At 39.4% G+C, this 20,947-nt stretch carries 14 protein-coding genes and 5 pseudogenes; all 19 read right to left on the reverse strand.

Features of this window, described 5'->3' with window-relative positions:
- Positions 1–155: 155 nt before the first annotated feature.
- On the reverse strand, positions 156–4,457 hold the full coding sequence (locus ACEWFH_RS12800; RefSeq protein ID WP_473724334.1) for a PolC-type DNA polymerase III: 4,302 nt from the start codon (positions 4,455–4,457) through the stop codon (positions 156–158).
- Positions 4,458–4,923: 466 nt separating this feature from the next.
- Positions 4,924–6,635 (reverse strand): annotated as a pseudogene (locus ACEWFH_RS12805) (proline--tRNA ligase).
- A 27-nt stretch (positions 6,636–6,662) separates the two neighbouring features.
- Positions 6,663–7,925, reverse strand: a complete 1,263-nt coding sequence (gene rseP, locus ACEWFH_RS12810) for an RIP metalloprotease RseP (RefSeq protein ID WP_473724335.1) — start codon at positions 7,923–7,925, stop codon at positions 6,663–6,665.
- A gap of 5 nt (positions 7,926–7,930) precedes the next feature.
- Positions 7,931–9,088, reverse strand: a complete 1,158-nt coding sequence (gene dxr, locus ACEWFH_RS12815; protein WP_473724336.1) for a 1-deoxy-D-xylulose-5-phosphate reductoisomerase — start codon at positions 9,086–9,088, stop codon at positions 7,931–7,933.
- 16 nt (positions 9,089–9,104) lie between these two features.
- The gene (locus ACEWFH_RS12820) at positions 9,105–9,893 is read right to left on the reverse strand and encodes a phosphatidate cytidylyltransferase (RefSeq protein ID WP_473724337.1); all 789 of its coding nucleotides are present in this window, start codon (positions 9,891–9,893) and stop codon (positions 9,105–9,107) included.
- A gap of 13 nt (positions 9,894–9,906) precedes the next feature.
- Complete coding sequence (locus tag ACEWFH_RS12825) at positions 9,907–10,662, reverse strand: isoprenyl transferase (RefSeq protein WP_473724338.1); 756 nt, start codon at positions 10,660–10,662, stop codon at positions 9,907–9,909.
- Between the two features lie 127 nt (positions 10,663–10,789).
- Positions 10,790–11,348, reverse strand: a pseudogene (gene frr / locus ACEWFH_RS12830) (ribosome recycling factor).
- Positions 11,348–12,073, reverse strand: coding sequence for a UMP kinase (pyrH, locus tag ACEWFH_RS12835; RefSeq protein ID WP_066240860.1), 726 nt, complete (start codon positions 12,071–12,073; stop codon positions 11,348–11,350). Before pyrH ends, frr begins: the two are co-directional and overlap by 1 nt.
- 40 nt (positions 12,074–12,113) lie before the next feature.
- Positions 12,114–12,254, reverse strand: a complete 141-nt coding sequence (locus ACEWFH_RS12840; protein ID WP_473724339.1) for a hypothetical protein — start codon at positions 12,252–12,254, stop codon at positions 12,114–12,116.
- A 135-nt stretch (positions 12,255–12,389) separates the two neighbouring features.
- Positions 12,390–13,266 (reverse strand): annotated as a pseudogene (gene tsf / locus ACEWFH_RS12845) (translation elongation factor Ts).
- Between the two features lie 102 nt (positions 13,267–13,368).
- The gene (gene rpsB / locus ACEWFH_RS12850) at positions 13,369–14,094 is read right to left on the reverse strand and encodes a 30S ribosomal protein S2 (protein ID WP_473724340.1); all 726 of its coding nucleotides are present in this window, start codon (positions 14,092–14,094) and stop codon (positions 13,369–13,371) included.
- 155 nt (positions 14,095–14,249) lie between these two features.
- Complete coding sequence (locus ACEWFH_RS12855; RefSeq protein ID WP_473724341.1) at positions 14,250–14,678, reverse strand: DUF6115 domain-containing protein; 429 nt, start codon at positions 14,676–14,678, stop codon at positions 14,250–14,252.
- Between the two features lie 9 nt (positions 14,679–14,687).
- Complete coding sequence (locus ACEWFH_RS12860) at positions 14,688–14,951, reverse strand: hypothetical protein (RefSeq protein ID WP_473724342.1); 264 nt, start codon at positions 14,949–14,951, stop codon at positions 14,688–14,690.
- 17 nt (positions 14,952–14,968) lie between these two features.
- Positions 14,969–16,240, reverse strand: a complete 1,272-nt coding sequence (locus ACEWFH_RS12865) for a DUF342 domain-containing protein (protein WP_473724343.1) — start codon at positions 16,238–16,240, stop codon at positions 14,969–14,971.
- A gap of 79 nt (positions 16,241–16,319) precedes the next feature.
- A pseudogene (locus ACEWFH_RS12870) lies at positions 16,320–17,083 on the reverse strand (FliA/WhiG family RNA polymerase sigma factor).
- 15 nt (positions 17,084–17,098) lie between these two features.
- A pseudogene (locus tag ACEWFH_RS12875) lies at positions 17,099–17,586 on the reverse strand (chemotaxis protein CheD).
- A complete protein-coding gene (locus ACEWFH_RS12880) occupies positions 17,579–18,211 on the reverse strand; it encodes a chemotaxis protein CheC (RefSeq protein WP_473724344.1) in 633 nt (210 codons plus the stop codon). Before ACEWFH_RS12880 ends, ACEWFH_RS12875 begins: the two are co-directional and overlap by 8 nt.
- A gap of 1 nt (position 18,212) precedes the next feature.
- Complete coding sequence (locus ACEWFH_RS12885) at positions 18,213–18,677, reverse strand: chemotaxis protein CheW (RefSeq protein WP_473724345.1); 465 nt, start codon at positions 18,675–18,677, stop codon at positions 18,213–18,215.
- A 252-nt stretch (positions 18,678–18,929) separates the two neighbouring features.
- Positions 18,930–20,930, reverse strand: a complete 2,001-nt coding sequence (locus ACEWFH_RS12890) for a chemotaxis protein CheW (protein WP_473724346.1) — start codon at positions 20,928–20,930, stop codon at positions 18,930–18,932.
- Between the last annotated feature and the right edge of the window lie 17 nt (positions 20,931–20,947).

Consider the following 20,947-nt stretch of genomic DNA (forward strand, 5'->3'; position numbering starts at 1 on the left):
GCTGCCCTCCTTCTAACTGAATGACCTTAAAACGTAACGAAAGAGTGGGGAGCCCCACTCTTTCGCCGACAGTTATTCATTCAACAGTATTTCCAAAAATACTATACCATAACCAGTAAAATACTGCAACTTTCTGAAGGCTCTAAAAGCCCGTGTTAGAACAGTGAAAGCTGGTTTGCATCAGGCATTCCTTCTAGACAACCTTGGTCATCTAAATACTCAATAATGGTCTTGGATAGTTTAGCACGCTGCTGAAGATCTTCTTTTGAAAGAAATTCTCCTTGCTCTCTTGCTTTCACAATGTTAAGAGCTGCATTCGTCCCAAGACCCGCTATCGAATTAAAAGGCGGGATGAGCGTATCGCCCTCAACTAAAAAGTCTGTGGCGCTTGAACGGTACAAGTCAATCTTTTGGAACGAAAGTCCTCTTTCACACATTTCTAACGCAAGCTCAAGCACCGTTTGAAGATTCTTCTCTTTAGTAGAAGCATCAAGGCCTTTAGCCGAGATCTCCTCAATCTTCGTACGCAGTGCCTTTGATCCTCGAATCATGGATTCCACATCAAAATCATCAGCTCTTACCGTAAAGTAAGCTGCATAGAACCAGATTGGATAATGAACTTTAAAATAGGCAATACGTACGGCCATTAAAACGTAAGCTGCCGCATGGGCTTTAGGGAACATGTATTTAATCTTCAAACATGATCCAATATACCAGTCAGGCACATCATTTTGCTTCATCTCATCGATCCACTCATCAGGAAGACCTTTACCTTTACGTACACTTTCCATGATTTTAAAAGCAAGTGAAGGATCAAGACCTTTATAGATGAGATAGACCATAATATCGTCACGGCACCCGATAACATCTTTTAGTACACACGTTCCGTTTGCGATCAGTTCGTTTGCGTTGTTCAGCCAAACGTCTGTACCGTGTGATAATCCTGAAATCTGAACAAGTTCAGAAAATGTGCTTGGCTTCGTTTCTTCTAGCATCTGTCTTACAAACTTTGTTCCAAACTCTGGTATACCAAGCGTACCTGTCTTACACATGATCTGTTCATCAGTAACACCTAACACTTCTGGTCCCGAAAAGATTTTCATAACTTCAGGGTCAGAAGCAGGAATCGTCTTTGGATCGATTCCGCTTAAATCTTGGAGCATACGGATAACTGTAGGATCATCGTGACCTAATATATCAAGTTTTAACAGGTTATCGTGAATAGAGTGGAAATCAAAGTGAGTCGTTTTCCACTCTGATGAACTATCATCAGCTGGGAACTGAACAGGACAAAAATCATAGATATCCATATAATCAGGAACTACAATAATTCCACCTGGATGCTGTCCTGTGGTTCTTTTCACCCCTGTACAACCTGAAACGAGACGGTCTACTTCTGCAGATCGAATCGTTAAATTATGGTCACCCGCGTATCCTTTTACATAACCATAAGCGGTTTTTTCAGCTACGGTACCGATCGTACCCGCACGATACACATACTCTTCACCAAACAGTTCTTTCGTGTAGTTATGTGCTCTTGGCTGATATTCTCCAGAGAAGTTCAAGTCAATATCAGGAACTTTGTCTCCTTTAAATCCTAAGAACGTTTCAAACGGAATATCCTGTCCATCTTTTATATATAAGACATTACATTCAGGACACTCTTTATCAGGTAGATCATAGCCAGATCCAACGGAACCATCGTTAAAGAAATGTGATTCTTTACAGTTCGGGCAAACATAATGCGGAGGCAGCGGATTTACTTCTGTAATCTCAGTCATAGTCGCAACAAATGACGAACCTACTGATCCACGTGACCCTACTAAATATCCATCGATCAACGATTTCTTAACGAGTTTATGTGAAATCAAATATATAACTGCAAACCCGTGTCCAATAATACTCTTTAATTCTTTTTCCAGTCTCTTCTCAACAAGTTCAGGAAGATTTTCACCATAGATGCTTCTTGCCCTGTTGTAACTCATTGATCGAACTTCATCATCCGCACCTTCGATCTTCGGTGTATAAAGGTCGTCAGGTATCGGCTTAATCTCTTCAATACTATCCGCAATATGTCTTGTGTTTTCACAAACTACTTTTTCAGCTGTTTCTTCACCTAAGAACGAGAACAAATCTAACATCTCATCCGTTGTTCGAAAATGAACTTCAGGGAGCGTTTGTCTGTTCAGCGGATTTGCACCGCCTTGTGAAGAAATTAAAATCTTTCTGTAGATCGCATCTTCAGGATTTAAATAATGTACGTTTCCTGTTGCTACAACTGGTTTGTTTAATTTCTCGCCTAACTGAACGATGTTTGAAAGAATCTCTCTTAAATTCATCTCATCAGCAACAAGTTCTCTTTCAATTAGGTGATAATAGTTGCTTGGCGGCTGAATCTCTAGATAATCATAAAACTCCGCAATCTTTTCTACTTCTTCAATGGGCTTTTGCATCATGCCTTCAAATACTTCACCTTTGTCACATGCAGATCCTACTAAAATTCCGTCACGCAATTTACTGAGTCGTGAACGTGGAATACGCGGTGTTCTATAAAAATAAGAAAGATGTGATTCAGAAACGAGTTTGTATAGATTCTTCAATCCTTCTTGGGTTGCAGCCAGCAACGTACAGTGAAACGGTCTTGAACGCTGGAATCCCCCTTGACCCATGTTATCGTTCAGACGATCATGATAGAAAATTTCTTTTTCAAACGTCTCTTTTAACAGCTTCCATAAAAGGTACCCTGTTGCTTCTGCATCATAGATTGCACGGTGATGCTGTGTAAGTTCAATGTCAAACCTTTTACAAAGTGTATTCAGTCTATGATTCTTTAACTGTGGAAGCAAAAATCTCGCAAGTTCCAGTGTATCGATAACGGGATTCTTCGCTTCACCTAAGCCTATCTTTCGTAAGCCCTCGTTTAAGAATCCCATGTCAAAGCTTGCGTTATGCGCAACCAAAATATCATCGCCCATAAATTCATGGAAATCTCGAAGGACTTCTTCAATTTCAGGCGCATTCTCAACCATATCATCTGTTATGCCTGTTAAATTTATCGTCGTATCTGATAAAGATTCATGCGGATTAGCAAACCTCTCGAAACGGTCAATGATTTCTCCGCCTCTAATCTTTACCGCAGCTAGTTCAATAATTTTATTATAAACCGCTGATAATCCGGTCGTTTCAACGTCAAATACAATGTACGTTTCTTCTGATAGTTTTCTAGGTGCTTCATTGTACGCGATCGGAACACCATCGTCTACCAGGTTTGCTTCAAGTCCATAAAGAATCTTAATACCGTTTTTCTTGCCTGCACTATATGCTTCAGGAAAAGATTGCACACCAGCATGATCAGTAATCGCAACAGCTGGGTGCCCCCACTTTTTAGCTTGTCCCACAAGTGAAGAAACGGAAGATACTGCGTCCATCTGACTCATCGGTGTATGAAGATGAAGTTCAACACGCTTATTATCATCATCAGCTAAATCTTTTCTGAACTCAGGCTTGATTTCATTTATATCGTTTGCAATCATAACAAGGTCTCTGACAAAGGTATCGTTTTGAATACCGCCGCGGACCTTTAGCCACATGCCTTTTTGAATACCTTGCAAAATAGGGATATCTTCTTTATCCCGTGAAAATATCTTAACTAAAAGAGAATCCGTATAATCCGTAACCTTAAATGTTAGCAATGTACGACCGCTTCTAAGCTCTCTTGTCTCAGCATGAAAAACGTAACCTTGTATCGTAATACGTCTTTCTTCATCTTGAATGGTTTGGATCGGCACTGGTTCGTCCTTGATCGAGTAACCAATCATAATATCTGTTCTTGCAGCAGGGCCGTCCGCTTTATTCGCTGACTTTTCTTTTTCAATGAGAGCTTCCATCACTTTATTCTGATCTTCTTGCTTTCGCTGTTCTAAAAACTTCTGAAAATCTTCCTCAGAATGTTTAATTTCTGTTTTTACCATTACTGAATGAAAACCAAACTGGCTGTACATCTCTTTAATAACTGGAGAAAGTTTTCTCTGCACTAAAGCTTCTTCCGCATCGTTTCGGACCGTTAGACATAAAAAGTTTCCGTCTGCTACCGGATCTTGAGTTGAGAGCATACTGGATAGACTTGGTCCTGTAGTCTCCACGAGCTTATCTTTACATAAAGGCCAATAGCCAAGAAGCTCTTCTGACTGAAAACTCTCCTTCGTTTGGAGTGAAAAAGTCACTTTTGCAATATGTTGAAATGTTTGATGAAGACTAGAACTAAACCACGCATAACCTTCTGCTGTAAGCGGACGATTGATCCCGATGGAAAAATGCCAGCTTCGATTCGTTTTATCTATTGTAAGTTTTTCGATTGTCCCTTCCGAAAAACCGGTTTTCATCTCTTCAGGAATTCCTAGTTGTTCTAAAAGAAGCGACAGCCTTTCTTGTCTGATCTGCTGATCATTTCCGCTCATAAGAACCTCCTTTTAAAGGGGTTTTTAAAATTTACCGAACGTACAATTTCATACGTTTACACCTTTTTATTATACTATACGAAATATTTATATGGACGCGCTTTTGATTATATTAACTTAAAGTGCAAAGGGAAAGGTACCTCTTATACGAGAGGTACCTCCTCTTTAATTATTTTCATTTTTTGGTGGTAACTTCAAAAAGTTTTACTTTAACTGCTTCATTGCAAGTTGATTGGAGTGTAAGGATCGAGACTCCTGGGGGATTAGTGTGACAGTCCGAAATGCGGTATCGGCTCCATCACAGACCATTTAACATTTGACCTCGAGGGGCTAGCCGTTGCAGCTAGACCGGTGAGACACCAACGTGCAAGGCACGAGGTCGCTCACCGCACCCCCCCGGAAAGCGAGTATCCTGAAACGGAAATCAACCACTCACAAGAACTACAAAGATTTACAAAAGCAGCCTTTAATTTTTAAGTTTATCCCACTCTTGTTTAATAAAACTGCTAAGTTCTGAAACAGGTACTTCAAAAGATTCTCCGCTTTTACGGATCTTCACTTCAACGATACCTTCAGAAGCTCGCTTACCTACCATAACACGAATCGGCAATCCGATTAAGTCACTATCAGCGAATTTAACACCTGCACGCTCAGGACGGTCATCATATAAACAATCATATCCATCCTGTTTAATCTGCTTATATAATTCATCAGAAAGAGCAGCTTGCTCTGCGTTTTTACTATTAACAGCAATTAAGTGCACATCGAATGGAGTTAGTGATAACGGCCAGATCAAGCCTTTATCGTCGTTATTTTCTTCAGCAACTGCTGCTAGTGTACGAGAAACCCCAATACCATAACAACCCATTGACATGATTTGATTTTTTCCGTTTTCATCTAGATAAGAAGCTTTCATCGGCTCACTGTATACTTTTCCAAGTTTAAATACATGACCAACTTCAATTCCTTTTGCAAAAACGATGGTACCTTTGCCATCCGGCGAAAAGTCACCTTCTACGACAAAGCGGATATCAGCTGATTGGTTAAGTTCGAAATCTCTATTCGGATTTACATTCATGAAATGGTATCCTGATTCATTTGCACCACAAACCGCATTTGCCATCAAAGGCACCGCTTGATCGGCAATGATTTTTACTTCTTTCGATACAGAAATTGGGCCAATTGAACCTGGCTCAGTGTTCAACCACTTTTTTGCTTCTTCTTCAGTAGCTAACACTACATCTGTAACTGAAAGTTCATTTTTAAGCTTAATCTCATTGACTTCATGATCGCCTCTTACGAGAACTAGAACCGGCTGTTCGTCAGCGATATAAAGCAATGATTTAATAATTTTTGAAGTTGAAACATTTAAGAATTCGGAAACTTCTCCGATTGTTTTTGCGTGTTTCGTTTCTACTTTTTCGAGTTCAAGCAGATTCTCAGAAGAACTTTCTTCGTTAAGCAATACAGGCGCCATCTCAATATTTGCAGCAAAATCTGATTCAGTTGAATAGGCGATCAAGTCTTCCCCTATATCTGATAAAACCATATACTCATGATTGTCTTTACCGCCGATAGCCCCTGAATCTGCTAAGACCGCTCGGAAGTTCAATCCGCAGCGGCTAAAGATTGCTGAATATGCATCTTTCATCGCTTCATACGTTTCATCAAGACTTTCCTGTTTATCATGGAAAGAGTAAGCGTCTTTCATAATAAACTCTCTTCCTCGAAGAAGACCAAAACGCGGACGCTTCTCGTCTCTGAATTTTGTTTGAATTTGATACAGACTCAATGGAAGCTTTTTATAAGATTTTACTTCATCACGAATGATACTTGTAATGACTTCCTCATGTGTCGCTCCAAGAGCAAAATCACGTTCGTGGCGATCTTTTAATCTCATCAGTTCCGGTCCATAGCTGTACCATCTTCCGCTTTCTTGCCAAAGTTCTGCAAGCTGAAGTGCCGGCATCATCATCTCTTGAGATCCGGCACGATTCATTTCTTCTCGTACAATGTTTTCTATTTTATGAAGCACTTTTTCCCCAGCGGCAAGAAAGAATAGATACCTGCTGCATTTTGGCGGATAAATCCTGCTCTTAAAAGGAGCTGATGACTTTTTACATCGGCATCTGCAGGAACTTCCCGTAATGTTGGCATAAACAACTGACTTTGTCTCATAATCTCTACTCCTCAAATAATCCCTAATTAACCAAGAAATATTTTCTGTATATCATTCCATGTAACCACAAGCATCAGTAACATAAGAAAAGCAAATCCGATAAAATGAACCATTCCTTCTTTTTGAGGGTCGATCGGTTTTCCTCTTAATGCCTCAACTCCTAAGAAGAGGAGTCGCCCACCATCAAGAGCAGGCAGAGGCAACAGGTTGAAGATTCCTAAGTTGATGCTTAGAATAGCAGCCCATTGTAATAACATATACACACCAGCTTTTGCCGCTTGATCCGTGTATTCATAGATTCCAAGTGGTCCAGATAACTGGTCAATTCCATGCTGTCCTGTTATAAGCTGACCAAGCCCGGTAAAGATAGCCGTTGTCATAAACCATGTTTGTTTAGCACCATATTCAAGTGAACCGACAAAAGAAGACTCTGTAAATGGATGTGCTCCAATAAAACCTTCGTTTTGGTCTTCAGCACCTTTTCGTGTACCTAATGTAACAGGAACGACTTTCTCTTCACCATCCCGGTTGATTGTAAACATAAGCTTCTCACCAGGGTTTTGCTGAATAACTGAAACAAGCTCTTTCCAATCATCCATCTTTTCACCTTGAACAGCGATGATTTTATCACCTTGTAATAAACCAGCTTTATCTGCTGCAGCACCTTCTTGCAGAGTACCCAGTCTTGACTCATTCGTTGGAATTCCTTGCATTAATGAAAAGGCTACAAGAATAATAAACGCAAGTAAAAAGTTCATTGCTGGACCAGCAAAGATGGCAAGTGTTCTTTGCATGATCGTCTTCGATCCGAACTGACGGTTATAAGGAGCGATTTGCATCTCTTGATGATCCGCAACAAATAGTGCATCTTCTTTTACTTGATAAGTTTCAGATCCAGTGTCTTCATTCTCAAAACCTGTTAAGTATAATTCTCGTTCTAAATCGGCTTTTTCGATCGTAATCGTTTTTTGAACCGGATATTTATCACGGTGATTTACGACGATCTTCTCCACTTCATTTGCCCCATTAAAGATCAAACCAACTCTGTGACCTGCCTTAAGTTCTATGCCTTCTGGATCTTCACCAGCCATACGCACGAATCCTCCAAGAGGCAATAGACGAATCGTATAGACTGTTTCCCCTTTTTTGAAAGCAAACACTTTTGGGCCAAATCCAATTGCAAACTCACGGCACAAAATACCGGCACGCTTTGCGAGCAAAAGATGTCCCAGTTCATGAAAGAAAATTAAAGCCCCTAAAATGATGATAATGGCTATCACAGTGTTCATTTCCATTACCTGCCTTTACTTAGTAGTGACTCCACAAACTTTCGAGTCCTTGTATCTGTTTCCTGAATTGTCTCAAAATCAGGGGTACTGACATTTGACAGACCTTGCATTGCACGTTCAATCATTTCTTCTATTTCAAGAAACGTAATATGACCGTTCAAAAATAACTCGACCGCTTTTTCATTCGCTGCATTTAAGACTGTTGGCATTAACCCTCCTGCAGTTCCTGCTTCAAATGCTAGTTTCAAGCATCTGAACCGATCGTAATCCATCTTTTGAAAATGCAGCTTTCCAACTTCCCATAAGTTTAACCTTTTCCCGTTTACTAATTCAAGTCTGTCGGGATATGTAAGCGCGTATTGAATCGGCACTCTCATATCAGGTTGTCCGAGATGAGCGATGATGCTTGTATCAACAAACTCTACCATAGAGTGTATGATACTTTCCTTATGTAAAATGACGTCTATTTTGGAATAATCAAAGGAAAATAACCAGTGAGCTTCAATGACTTCCAAACCTTTGTTCATCATCGTGGCTGAATCAATGGTAATTTTCGCACCCATAGACCAATTTGGATGATTCAATGCTTCTTGCACTGTTACGTTTTTTAATTCTTCACGGGTTTTATCTCTAAAACTTCCACCTGAAGCTGTTAAGATTAGTTTTTCAACTCGGTTGGTATCTTCACCATTTAGGCATTGGTAGATTGCTGAATGCTCAGAATCAACTGGAAGTACTGTTACGTTGTGTTTCTTTGCTTTTTCCATTACAAGATGACCAGCTGTAACAAGTGTCTCCTTATTTGCTAATGCAATCGTCTTCTTCGCCTCTATCGCTTTTAAAGTAGGCAATAGTCCTACACTGCCTATAACCGCATTAACCACAACAGATGAGTCAGTTGAAACTGCCGCTTCAATAAGGCCTTCCATACCTGAAACAATTTTAATTGATGAATCTACTCTTAAACGAAGCTTCCTTGCGTCTTCTTCATTTTGAACAGCACATATTTCAGGTTTGAATTTTTGAATGATCTTTTCAGCAGCTTCAATATTTTTACCAACAGACATAGCACTTAATTTGAATTGTTCAGGGTGAGAGGCGATCACGTCTAATGTTTGAACGCCAATTGAACCTGTAGCACCTAATAAACTGACTAATTTCATACTATACCTCCAACCATTATCCTAACAAATGAAGTACGTGCAACAACGGGAACACAAATAATGCACTATCTAGTCTGTCTAGTATTCCACCATGTCCAGGAAGGAGAGTACCAGAGTCTTTCACATCATATATACGTTTAAATGCAGATTCTGCTAAGTCTCCGATTTGACCAAAAATCCCTACAACAACAGAAATAACTAAAATATGAAGCAATGACATCTCAACAAAATTAACAGCATAGCTGATAACACCGACTAATAAGCTGAAGAAAATACCACCAACAGCACCTTCAATCGTTTTGTTTGGTGAGATCACTGGCCATAGTTTCCGTTTACCCATTGACTTACCAACAAAATAAGCTCCAGAATCTGTTGCCCAAATCATAAATAAAATTAAAAACAAAATCTGTACGCCATTTTCTAAGATTCTAGTTTCTTCTAAATAGAAAAAGCCAAAGCCTACATAAATGGAACTAAATAATACAAATGAAATATGGTTATAGTCTGTTTTGTTTTTGTGTACGACAGTTACAACTAGTAATAGAAGAACCGCAAGTATAATGGCATCTGTTTTAGTAAAGGGTTCAAGGTTTTCCATCCATTGTTGAGGCAGCGCGATCAGGACTGCTAAGAGTAGCCCGATTCCTCCAATGAAAGAAAACGCCATTCCTTTCATCCGCAATAATTCATACATGCCTATCCCTGTGAGTAAAAGTATTAAAAGTGAGAACGGCCAGCTTCCGTAAAGGGTAATCCCTATAAATAAAACGGCTGCGATTACACCTGTTATAATCCGTTGTTTCATAAGTCCTCCTTAATTAAACACCGCCATACCGCCTGCCTCGTCCGGCAAATTGTGATACAGCTTCTTGTAGATGCTCCTCAGAAAAATCTGGCCACAACACATCTGTAAACCAAAATTCAGAATAAGCAAGCTGCCATAGCATAAAGTTACTTAATCGCACCTCACCACTCGTCCTGATTAATAGATCAGGATCATTAAGGCCATGTGTCATCAAGTGCTTTTCAATCATTGATTCATCGATCTCTGAGGGTTCTAACTTACCTTGTTTTACTTCAGAAGCTAGTGTTTTAACTGCAGCTGTAATTTCATCACGACTGCCATAGTTCAATGCGAAATTTAAAATTAAACCTGTGTTATTTTTTGTCTTGTTGATCGCTTCATCTACAGCTTTTATCGTATGAAGCGGCAGAAGTTCTTTTTTACCCATTATTCGCACTTGTACGTTCTCTTTAATCAAATCTGGAAGAAAAGTATTTAAAAATTCACCAGGAAGCTTCATTAAAAAATCTACTTCCTCGCGAGGTCTCTTCCAATTTTCAGTTGAAAAAGCATAAAGCGTGAGAACTTTAATCCCCATTCTATTTGATTCTTTAACTATTTTCCTAACCGTTTTCATTCCCTCATGGTGGCCTGCAATACGTGGCAGAGCTCTTTTTCTAGCCCATCGCCCATTTCCATCCATAATAATGGCTACATGAGATGGAATGTTTTCTTCTTTAAATGTATTTGTTTCAGGACCTTTTTTCTTAAAGAAAAGCTTGTCAAGCATGTATAAGCCTCCATCTTCTAGACTTCATTTGTTCATCGAATTATTCATGATAAACCGTGGTGATAAGTCTAATAAAAAAGCCCCCTTTATAGAGGGCTTTTTATATTTAATTGTACATGGAAAAGCTTTATACTTCCATGATTTCTTTTTCTTTAACTGAACTTACAGAATCAACTTCAGCTGTATATTTATCAGTAAGTTTTTGAACGTCATCGTTATAACGGCGAAGTTCATCTTCTGTAATCTCTGCTTCTTTTTCAAGTTTCTTCAGATCATCATTTGCATCACGGCGAACGTTGCGAAGCGCTACTTTTGCTTCTTCTGCAAACTTTTTAACAAGTTTAACGAGTTCTTTTCTGCGTTCTTCCGTTAATGCAGGAATTGCAATACGGATAACCTGACCGTCGTTTGAAGGAGTAAGACCAAGATCAGACTTTAGTATCGCCTTTTTCAATATCAGCCATCGCTGTTTTGTCGTATGGCTGGATAACTAAAAGTCTCGCTTCTGGCGTTGTAACACCAGCTAGCTGATTGATCGGAGTTGGAGTTCCATAATAATCAACTTGTACTCTGTCTAATAACGAAGGATTTGCTCTGCCTGCGCGAAGCGTTGAATATTCACGTCTTAACGCTCCGATTGCTTTTTGCATTTTTTCTTCTGCTTGAGTTAAAACTTCTTTTGCCATTAGTTTTTCCCCCTTATAACCGTCCCAATTTTTTCACCAGCAACTGCTCGTTTGATGTTTCCTTCTTCCATAATAGAGAAAACAACTAACGGAATATCATTGTCCATACATAAAGACGAAGCGGTCGTATCCATAACTGCCAAACCGTCTTTTAGTAGATCAAGATAAGATAATGTTGTATATTTAACAGCATTCTCGTCAAGTTTAGGATCTGCTGAATAGACACCGTCAACGTTATTTTTCGCCATTAAGATTACTTCTGCTTCAATTTCTGCTGCTCTAAGTGCGGCTGTAGTATCTGTAGAGAAATAAGGATTACCTGTTCCTGCTGCAAATATAACAACACGCTTTTTTTCAAGGTGACGAATGGCTTTTCTTCTGATATAAGGTTCTGCAACCTGACGCATTTCTATAGATGTTTGTACTCTTGTTTGAACCCCGATGTTTTCAAGACTGTCTTGAAGGGCTAATGAATTCATGACAGTAGCAAGCATACCCATGTAGTCTGCTGATGCACGGTCCATTCCCATCTCACTGCCCGTTTTACCACGCCATAGGTTTCCACCGCCTACAACTACAGCAACTTCTACGTCTAATTCAACAATTTCTTTCACTTGCTCAGCAATAGATTGAACAATTTTTGGATCAATTCCTGAAGTTTGTTCACCTGCTAATGCTTCTCCACTTAATTTCAAGACGACTCGTTTATATTTTGAAGTAGTCATTTGTCCCTCCATCACCTAAAAAATGTATTTACCTGGTTTATCATGGCCGTTTAAGTTCCTCTTGAATGAGGTTGATTTCCGTTTCAGGTGCTCGCTTTCCGGGGGCGTGCGGTGAGCCACCTCTTCGCTTTGCGCACTTAGGTGTCTCACCTGTCCCGCTGATCCCCCAGGAGTCTCGCACCTTACACTCCATTCAACTTGTCAATGATGTTTTGAAGATCAATGAAAGAACAATTTTTGAAAGTATTGCCATTATGAAACTCAGGTTATTTCTAAAAAAAGAGGAACACAACGTGCTCCTCTTTTAAAACTGTGCTTACTTTTTCACTTGAGACATAACTTCTTCTGCGAAGTTGTCTTCACGCTTTTCAAGACCTTCTCCAACTTCAAAACGAACGAAGGCTTTAACAGTAGCACCTTTGGAAGCTACATATTTACCAACTTTTGGTCTGGATCTTTAATGAAAGATTGATCGTTTAAGCAAATATCTTCGAAGTATTTACCAAGACGTCCTTCTACCATTTTAGCTACGATGTTTTCAGGCTTGCCTTCGTTAAGTGCTTGTTCAGTCAACACTTTACGCTCACGAGCTACTTCTTCTTCGCTTACTTCGTCACGAGAGATGTACTTAGGGTTTACAGCTGCAACGTGCATTGACACGTCTTTCGCAACTTCCTCTTCAGTTGTTCCTTCAACAACTGAAAGAACTCCAATACGTCCACCCATGTGAAGGTATGCACCAAATGCTGCGTTGTCATCTTTTTCAAGATTTCAAAACGGCGAAGTGTAAGTTTCTCTCCGATTTTTGCGATTGCAGCGTTAATGTAGTCATTAACTGTAGTTCCGTTAAAGTCAGAAGCTAATGCATCTTCAACAGAAGCAGGCTCAGTAGCCAATAAGTGGTTACCTAGTTCAGCGATCAAGTTTTTGAAGTTTTCGTTCTTCGCAACGAAATCCGTTTCAGAGTTCACTTCAAGGATTACTGCTTTGTTCCCGTCAACGATTACTGAAGTTAGACCTTCTGCAGCGATACGGTCAGCTTTTTTAGCAGCTTTCGCGATCCCTTTTTCACGAAGGTAATCAATTGCCGCCTCCATGTTACCATCTGTTTCAGTTAATGCTTTCTTACAATCCATCATACCTGCGCCAGTTTTTTCACGCAATTCTTTAACCATTTGTGCTGTAATAGCCATGTGTTTTTGCCTCCTTATGGGATATGTAGTGCTTTAGTGTGCTTTACATAAAAAAGGTGATAAAGGGTCATCCCCTCTACCACCCTTGAGCATTCCATTTAATTAAGCAGTAGTCTCTTCTTCAGCTGCTTCTGCTACTTCTTCTCCGCCTTGGTTAGCTTCGATGATAGCATCTGCCATTTTACCAGTTAGAAGTTTAACTGCACGAATTGCATCATCGTTACCAGGGATAACGTGATCAACTTCATCCGGATCACAGTTCGTATCAACGATTGCGATGATCGGAATGTTTAATTTACGAGCTTCTGCAATCGCAATGCGCTCTTTACGAGGGTCAACTACGAATAATGCATCAGGAAGCTTGTTCATGTCTTTAATTCCGCCTAGGAACTTTTCAAGACGTTCCATTTCCTTTTTAAGAAGGATAACTTCTTTCTTAGGAAGTACTTCAAAAGTACCGTCTTCTTGCATTTTTTCAAGATCTTTCAAACGGTTGATACGCTTGCGGATTGTACCGAAGTTTGTTAAAGTTCCACCTAACCAACGTTGGTTGATGTAGTACATGTCTGAACGTTGAGCTTCTTCTTTAACTGAATCTTGAGCTTGTTTCTTAGTTCCAACGAAAAGGATCTTTCCGCCGTCAGCTGCGATGTTACGCATAACATTGTAGCATTCTTCAACTTTCTTTACCGTCTTTTGAAGATCGATAATGTAGATACTGTTTCTTTCTGTGAAAATGTAACGAGACATTTTCGGATTCCAACGGCGAGTCTGATGACCAAAGTGTACACCAGCTTCTAACAATTGTTTCATTGAAATTACTGCCATAATGGCACCTCCTAGGTTTTTTCCTCCGTTTGTTTCACCTTTGAGCAATAACTGACTTAGCAGCACCACATTACTCAAATCCGCAAACGTGTGTGATTAACACCGAGAAATAATATAACACGATTCGTGCAATTTCCGCAAGTCTTTTTAAGGTGTTAGGCGTAAAATTTTATTAGTAATTCTACTTCACCTTTTCCTCGGTTAAGCATTTTCGCAATTTCTTCAGCATTATACCCTTCTCGAGCTAATAATAACACCTTATTTCGATCTTTGTTTTCATCAGAAGGTAAATAGTCAACATCCTCCATTAAGTCTGTAGGGACGTCTTCAGCTTCCTCTTGATTGGAGATGGAGATAGAATGATGCTTCTCTTGATTTTGTTTGGAAAATTGTAAAATCATCTCTTGCAATCGTGCATTTTCTTCTTTCATTTCTTGTGAAAACAGCTCTAAAAGCTCTCCAACATCTTCACTTACATTTGAATCCTGAGTCATATCCCGCTCTTGAATCCTTTTCCATAAAATAAATAGAAAATAAAAACAAACAACGTTTAGTAATAAACTGAAGAAAATCAAACCATACATTGTTTTCACCTATCCCGAATAATCAATTTTCTGTCCTTTAAACGGATGACTGGAACTTGTTGCATTTTTTTCATGCTGACTTGTATGTAATAAACTTTCTTCGGCTGATTCTTTCTTATTGACACGTTTCGATTCAAGGTTATCTTTCTTACGTATCTCTTCTGATTTTTGTTCTTGCTGAAGAAGTCCTCTATTTAAAGTTTCAGTAGCTGACTTTGCCGCATCGACTGTCCTAGGAATAGCAACTTGAAGTTCGATTAATTTCAAACTCACAGCTTCACATCCATTTCTTATAAGGAATGAATAACGATTTCTTTTTCTTCCATAAACACTTTTGCCGATTGAAACGGAGATTGCACTTTTCGCTTATACTTGCCAATCCCAATCTCTACATTCGGATGCAATGTACCTTTAATTGTAATAAATGATCGTACAGAATTTTGATTTGCAGCTTTTTCCTTATTCAGTTCTGTTAGTTGAATGTTTGTTTGATGGATCGTATTAATAATCTTATCGATTGTCGCTCTATCCATCTTCTTTTGTTCCATAACCGCTTTTAGTTGATTCAATTTTTTAAGGTTTTGCTCTAGTTCTATCAACTTTTGTTCATTGTTAAATCTAATCTGATCATTATTTTCATTCGTTTTTATATATATTAACGTTTTGGAATACGTTTCATTTCCGATTTCATTCGCTGAAATTTCACTTCCAGCAATACACGTTCCGCCTGATATATTTCCTTTGCCATTTAAGCATATAACATTCTGGCCCGCTTCACAGTGGCTGTGCATAATCGTTTGAGCAACTTCGATGTTTTCTCCTGCATAAACGGTTCCTTGACTAATGTACAGAGAAGTGAAATTTCCGCCACAGCGGATTGAGCCTTTTCCTTGACCCAATACTCCGCCACCAATCACAACATTTCCTTGCGTTATAATTTCTGCGGCCTCTACAACCCCTTCGATACGCACATCACCTTGTGCTGAGATCTTGAATCCTGAAGGGACATCACCTGTTATATGTACATTTCCTACAAAATCAATGTGCCCTGTCTTTAAAGAAACGTCACCTTGAACTCTATAAACAGGATAAATATTGACACAGTTTTTTCGATACGTTACTTCTCCACTCGTTGAAGCATACACACATAAATCCTCAGCATTAAAAACCGTATTCTCTCCATTTTTAATATGGAGGTCCTTCCCTTTTTTCGCAGGCAAGAGTTCACCAAAGACTGTAATGCCGGGTATCCCTTCTGTCGCTGTTTGTTTTCTTGCAACGATTTCTCCAAAATCTGCAGTAGGTATGGTAAATAAGCGTTTAAAATCAACCTTTTTATGTTCTTCTACCAGTACATCACATTCTGTTGAACAAGTAGGAATGAGTTGAGCTGGTTTACCGGCTATAGGCAGTTTACCTTTTGCGATTTCTGCAGGAAAAGAATAGGTTTCCAGGTTTTCAACAATCAAGTTTAAGATTTCATTTCGAACACCATGTCTTATCCCCTTGGATTCAATCCATGCTGCTAATGCCGAAAAACTTATCTGATCTGGAGGAATCACTACTCCTTTTTATACAAAAGAGCGAGTGTATCTTTTTCTTCACGTTTAATATGAAACCATTGATCCATACATTTACTCCTTACATATAACGTTGCAGAACCTGTCTAATTCGAAATAATGCTTTTGAGTGTATTTGAGATATTCTTGATGTTGATAACCCGAGTACTTGTCCAATTTCTGTTAACGTTAATTCTTCAAAGTAAAACAAACTAACAACAAGCTGTTCTTTTTCTGATAGCTCTTTAATCACTAGGGCAAGTTCCCCATGAAGTTCTTCCTGAAGCAAACTGTTTTCAGGAGTGATTGCCTTTTTGTCTTCAATGGTATAACTGACTTTCTCGCGGCTGTCGGTTTCTTTATTTTCTTCATCAATGGATAGAACATTAGCCAGAAAGCTTTCTGACATAACGGTAGTTACTTCGTTTTCGGAGTAGCCTAATTCGTCAGCTACTTCTTTCGCGCTAACCGAGCGTAAGTTTTCTTGTTCTAGCCTTTCGATTGCTGCTTCTACTTTTTTGTTTTTTCCCTTAGGCTTCTCGGCAGCCAATCTTCTCTTCTTAGCCCATCTAGAATCGCACCTCTAATACGGAAAGAAGCATATGTATCAAATTTAAGATCTCGTTCCGGCTCAAACTTTTTTAGGGCATCATACAACCCTAGCATACCAAGGGATCGGAGTTCATCTTTATTGACGCTTTTAGGCAGTCCAACCGATATCCGTTGTACATGATAATTCACAAGAGGCAGATAAGCACGAAGTAGTTCATCACCTGCTTCTCGATCACGACTTGTGTTCCACTTATCCCAGCATGATTGTTCTTCTACTAAAGATGGCTCCGTCATGGTAATCCTCCTCTTTTATATTACTTTAGTGCCCGCATTCACCGTTCTAATGGTTAATAAAGTGTTATTCGGGTCAAATTCAATCGTTCTTCCGCTAGACCCGCCTGTATCACTTGCAATTAGAGGGATTCCTAAAGTTAAAAGCTCTTCTTTTACACGATCTACATTTCTAGGACCGATTCGCATCATTTCGTTTCCAGATGCAAATTGAAACATTTGCGCGCCGCCCGCGATTTTCGCTTTTAGCTTTTACCATTTGCACCTTGTTTTACTAACATCTCATACAAACTCTTAATAGCCGTATCTGCGTATTTGCCATCATTTAATGTTGGTGCTTTCGATAAAGATGAATCAGGGAGCATGATGTGTGCCATACCTGCAATTTTGTTTGTTTGATCAAATAATATGACGCCAACACATGATCCAAGACCTGTTGTTCTAATTGTGTCTGGTGGGGAAACGACGTTTATATCCGCAATCCCCACCTTAATAATTTCACTCATCCAACGGAACTCCCAATGCAAGAAAAATTTTTGAAAATGATTCAGGGTCTGGCAATAAGAAAAAGTGTCCTTTAACATCATCGTGTTTTTCTATATCCGTAAAAGCAGTGTCAATTACAATGGCATAATCACTTACAGTTGAAATTTCAAACAACCCAAAGCTTAAGATTGCACCAGCCATGTCAATACTTGTAGCGGGTACAGAAGGCTGCAAGTTTAAACCCGTAAAATCTGAAAACGAAGTAAGATATGAACCGGAAAGAATATTTCCAACCTCCTGCAGCGCAGAGAGTGAGATTTCTGAAATATCTCCGCTTGCCAACTGTACGGATTGTCCTCCTAATAGGTCTTCGAGAAGCATTTCAGCTTGTTCAATCGGCAGCATAAAAAACATACACCCCGGCGCATCACCAACAATCCTTAGGAAAACTGAAGCTACAACGTTCTCAGCTCCACCAACCATCTCAGATATTTCTTCAAAGGAGATCACATTTACTGAAGGGACTTTCATATCGACCGCTTTGTTCAGCATCGTAGATAATGCTGTTGCAGCATGCCCTGCTCCAATGTTTCCTATCTCACGCAAAATATCTAAATGGATAGGCTGAATCTTTGAAAAGTCCATCTTAATTAAGGATTTCCTTAGCTAGTTGAACATCGAGTTTTTCTGGATTCAATACTTTCACAAGATCCAAAAGGATAAGCAGTCTTTTTTCAATCTTCGCAACGCCCTGAATGTATTCAGCATCAACGCCTCCCACAACTTCAGGAGGTGGTTCGATCGAATCTTTATCCAGGTCGATCACATCATTGGCAGCATCTACAATTAATCCAGCCTCTATCGTACCTACTGAAACAATGATGATTCGAGTTGCGTCTGTATACATCTCTTCTTCAATATCAAAACGTAAACGCAGGTCGATAATCGGTGTTACAACACCTCGAAGGTTTATTACGCCTTTAACAAAATTCACAGTTCTAGGAATTCGCGTAATGTGCTGCATTCTTTCTATTGATTTAACGTGCTGAACAGGAACCGCATATTCTTCGTCTTTTAATTGAAAAATGATTACTTTTTCTTCATTTGCCATTCTGATTAACCACCTTTTTTATTTAGCTATCTCGTTGTCGCTCTTTGAGAGGTTGATTTCCGCTCCAGGTTGCTTCGCTTTCCGCGGGGCGACCGGTGCGCCCCTTGCCGCTTTGCGCCCTTAGGGTCTCACCTGACCGCTCGTCCCGCAGGAGTCTCGCTACCTTCCACTCCTATCAACTTGTCAATGAAGCCTCTTTATTAAAATGACTTAATAGAGAATATCTTTTAGAAAAGAGTTTATAGAAAAGAGCTATTTAATAAGTGCATTGCAATCTAAAATTAAGGCTACTTGTCCATCTCCTAAAATCGTTGCACCAGAGATGGCAAACACGGACGCTAAATATTGACCAAGTGATTTTAAGACGATTTCTTGCTGTCCGATAAACGAATCAACAACTAACGCTGCCATTTTGTCCCCTTTTCTTACGACCACGACAGGAACGTGCTGGCTCGATTCATTTGTTACCGGAACTTCAAAGATTTCTTTCATGTTAACGAGCGGTACTACTTTCCCGCGGAAATCAATGACTTTTTGATTATGAGCAGATAGAATATCTTCTTTTTTAATAATGGCTGTCTCAATAATGGACGATAACGGAATCGCATATTTTTCTTGTTGGATTTCAACGAGCATGACTGACATGATTGATAATGTTAACGGAAGCTGAATCGAGAAGATTGTTCCAAATCCAGCCGTTGAATCAACAGAAATTGATCCGCCTAACGACTCGATCTTGTTCTTCACTACGTCCAGTCCAACTCCACGGCCGGAAATATCTGATATCACGTCAGCCGTTGAAAATCCAGAAGCGAACAACAATTCAAAACACTGTTTATCGGTCAAATTTTCTGACATTTCTTTTGTGATGATTCCGTTCTCTAATGCCTTTTCCAACACTTTTTGTTTATTAATACCCGCTCCATCATCTTCAATCTCAATAAACACATGGTTACCGCTGTGATACGCTCTTAAGTAAATCGTTCCCGTATCATTCTTTCCGGCGGATGACCTAACAGTAGGGTTTTCAATTCCGTGGTCAATGGAGTTTCTAAGCAGATGTACTAGCGGATCACCGATCTCATCTATAACGGTTCGATCAAGTTCTGTTTCAGCTCCTACAATCTCCAAGTTCACTTTCTTGCCTAAGTCTTTTGCCAACCCTCTAACCATTCTTGGGAATCGGTTAAAGACTTGTTCTACAGGCACCATACGCATGGTTAAGATGATATTTTGAAGATCGCCTGATACTCTGGACATGCGTTCAACCGTCTCGTTTAAATCAGAACTTCTCAGAGATTTTGATATCTCTTCAAGACGTCCGCGGTCGATGACAAGTTCCTCAAACAAATTCATGAGCTGATCAAGTCTTTCAATATTTACGCGAATTGTTTTACCAGAACCAGCAGCGCTTGTATTTTGTTGAGTATCTTCTTTTTTGTTTTCACTGTTTACCACATGTTCTGAATCATGGTTCCCTTTGTTTTCTTCAGCAGAGGCATTTAGTTTATCGGATTGAATTTCTGATACTTCGACCACTTCAATCTCCGAAACTTTTAAAATACGTTCTTTAATATCTTGAGCTGATACTTTCGTGAGAACGGATAGGTTAAAACTCGTTTCAAACTGTTCTGCTTCAAGCATGTCAACAGCTGGCATGGTTTTAATAATCTCACCGATCTGTTCAACAACTTCAAAAACCATATAAACTCTTGCCGCTTTTAAAATGCAATCTTCACGTAATGAGATTGACAGCTCAAAGGCGTGAAAACCTTGTTCTTTAGATTGAAGGATGATTTGTTTTTCGTACTGATCATATCTTTGTGAGCTCTCTTTATCACTTCTCATTTGATTTGAAGCAGGAGTTGGTGATTCTCCTTTTTCTAATGCTTCTAGATCTCGAACGGTCTCTGAAACATCCCTTTTACCTTTACCGCCTTCAGAAATTTCAACTACCATCGCTTCTAAGTGATCTAGCGAAACAAAAAGTACATCAAGCACAGCAGGTGTAACCGGTATCTTTTTATTCCGTATCGCATCAAGGACGTTTTCCATGCAATGCGTTAAACTTGCTAGATCTTCATAACCCATTGTTGCGGACATCCCTTTTAATGTATGAGCAGAGCGGAATATTTCATTTACGATCGACAGCTCTTCTGGTGATTTTTCTAGCAGCAGCACCTGTTGATTGATTGCTTGTAAATGTTCTTTGCTTTCATCAATGAATATGTCAAGATATTGTGTCATTTCCATCGTATAGTTCCTCCTAT

Source organism: Fictibacillus sp. EA-CB0309 (assembly GCF_055814265.1).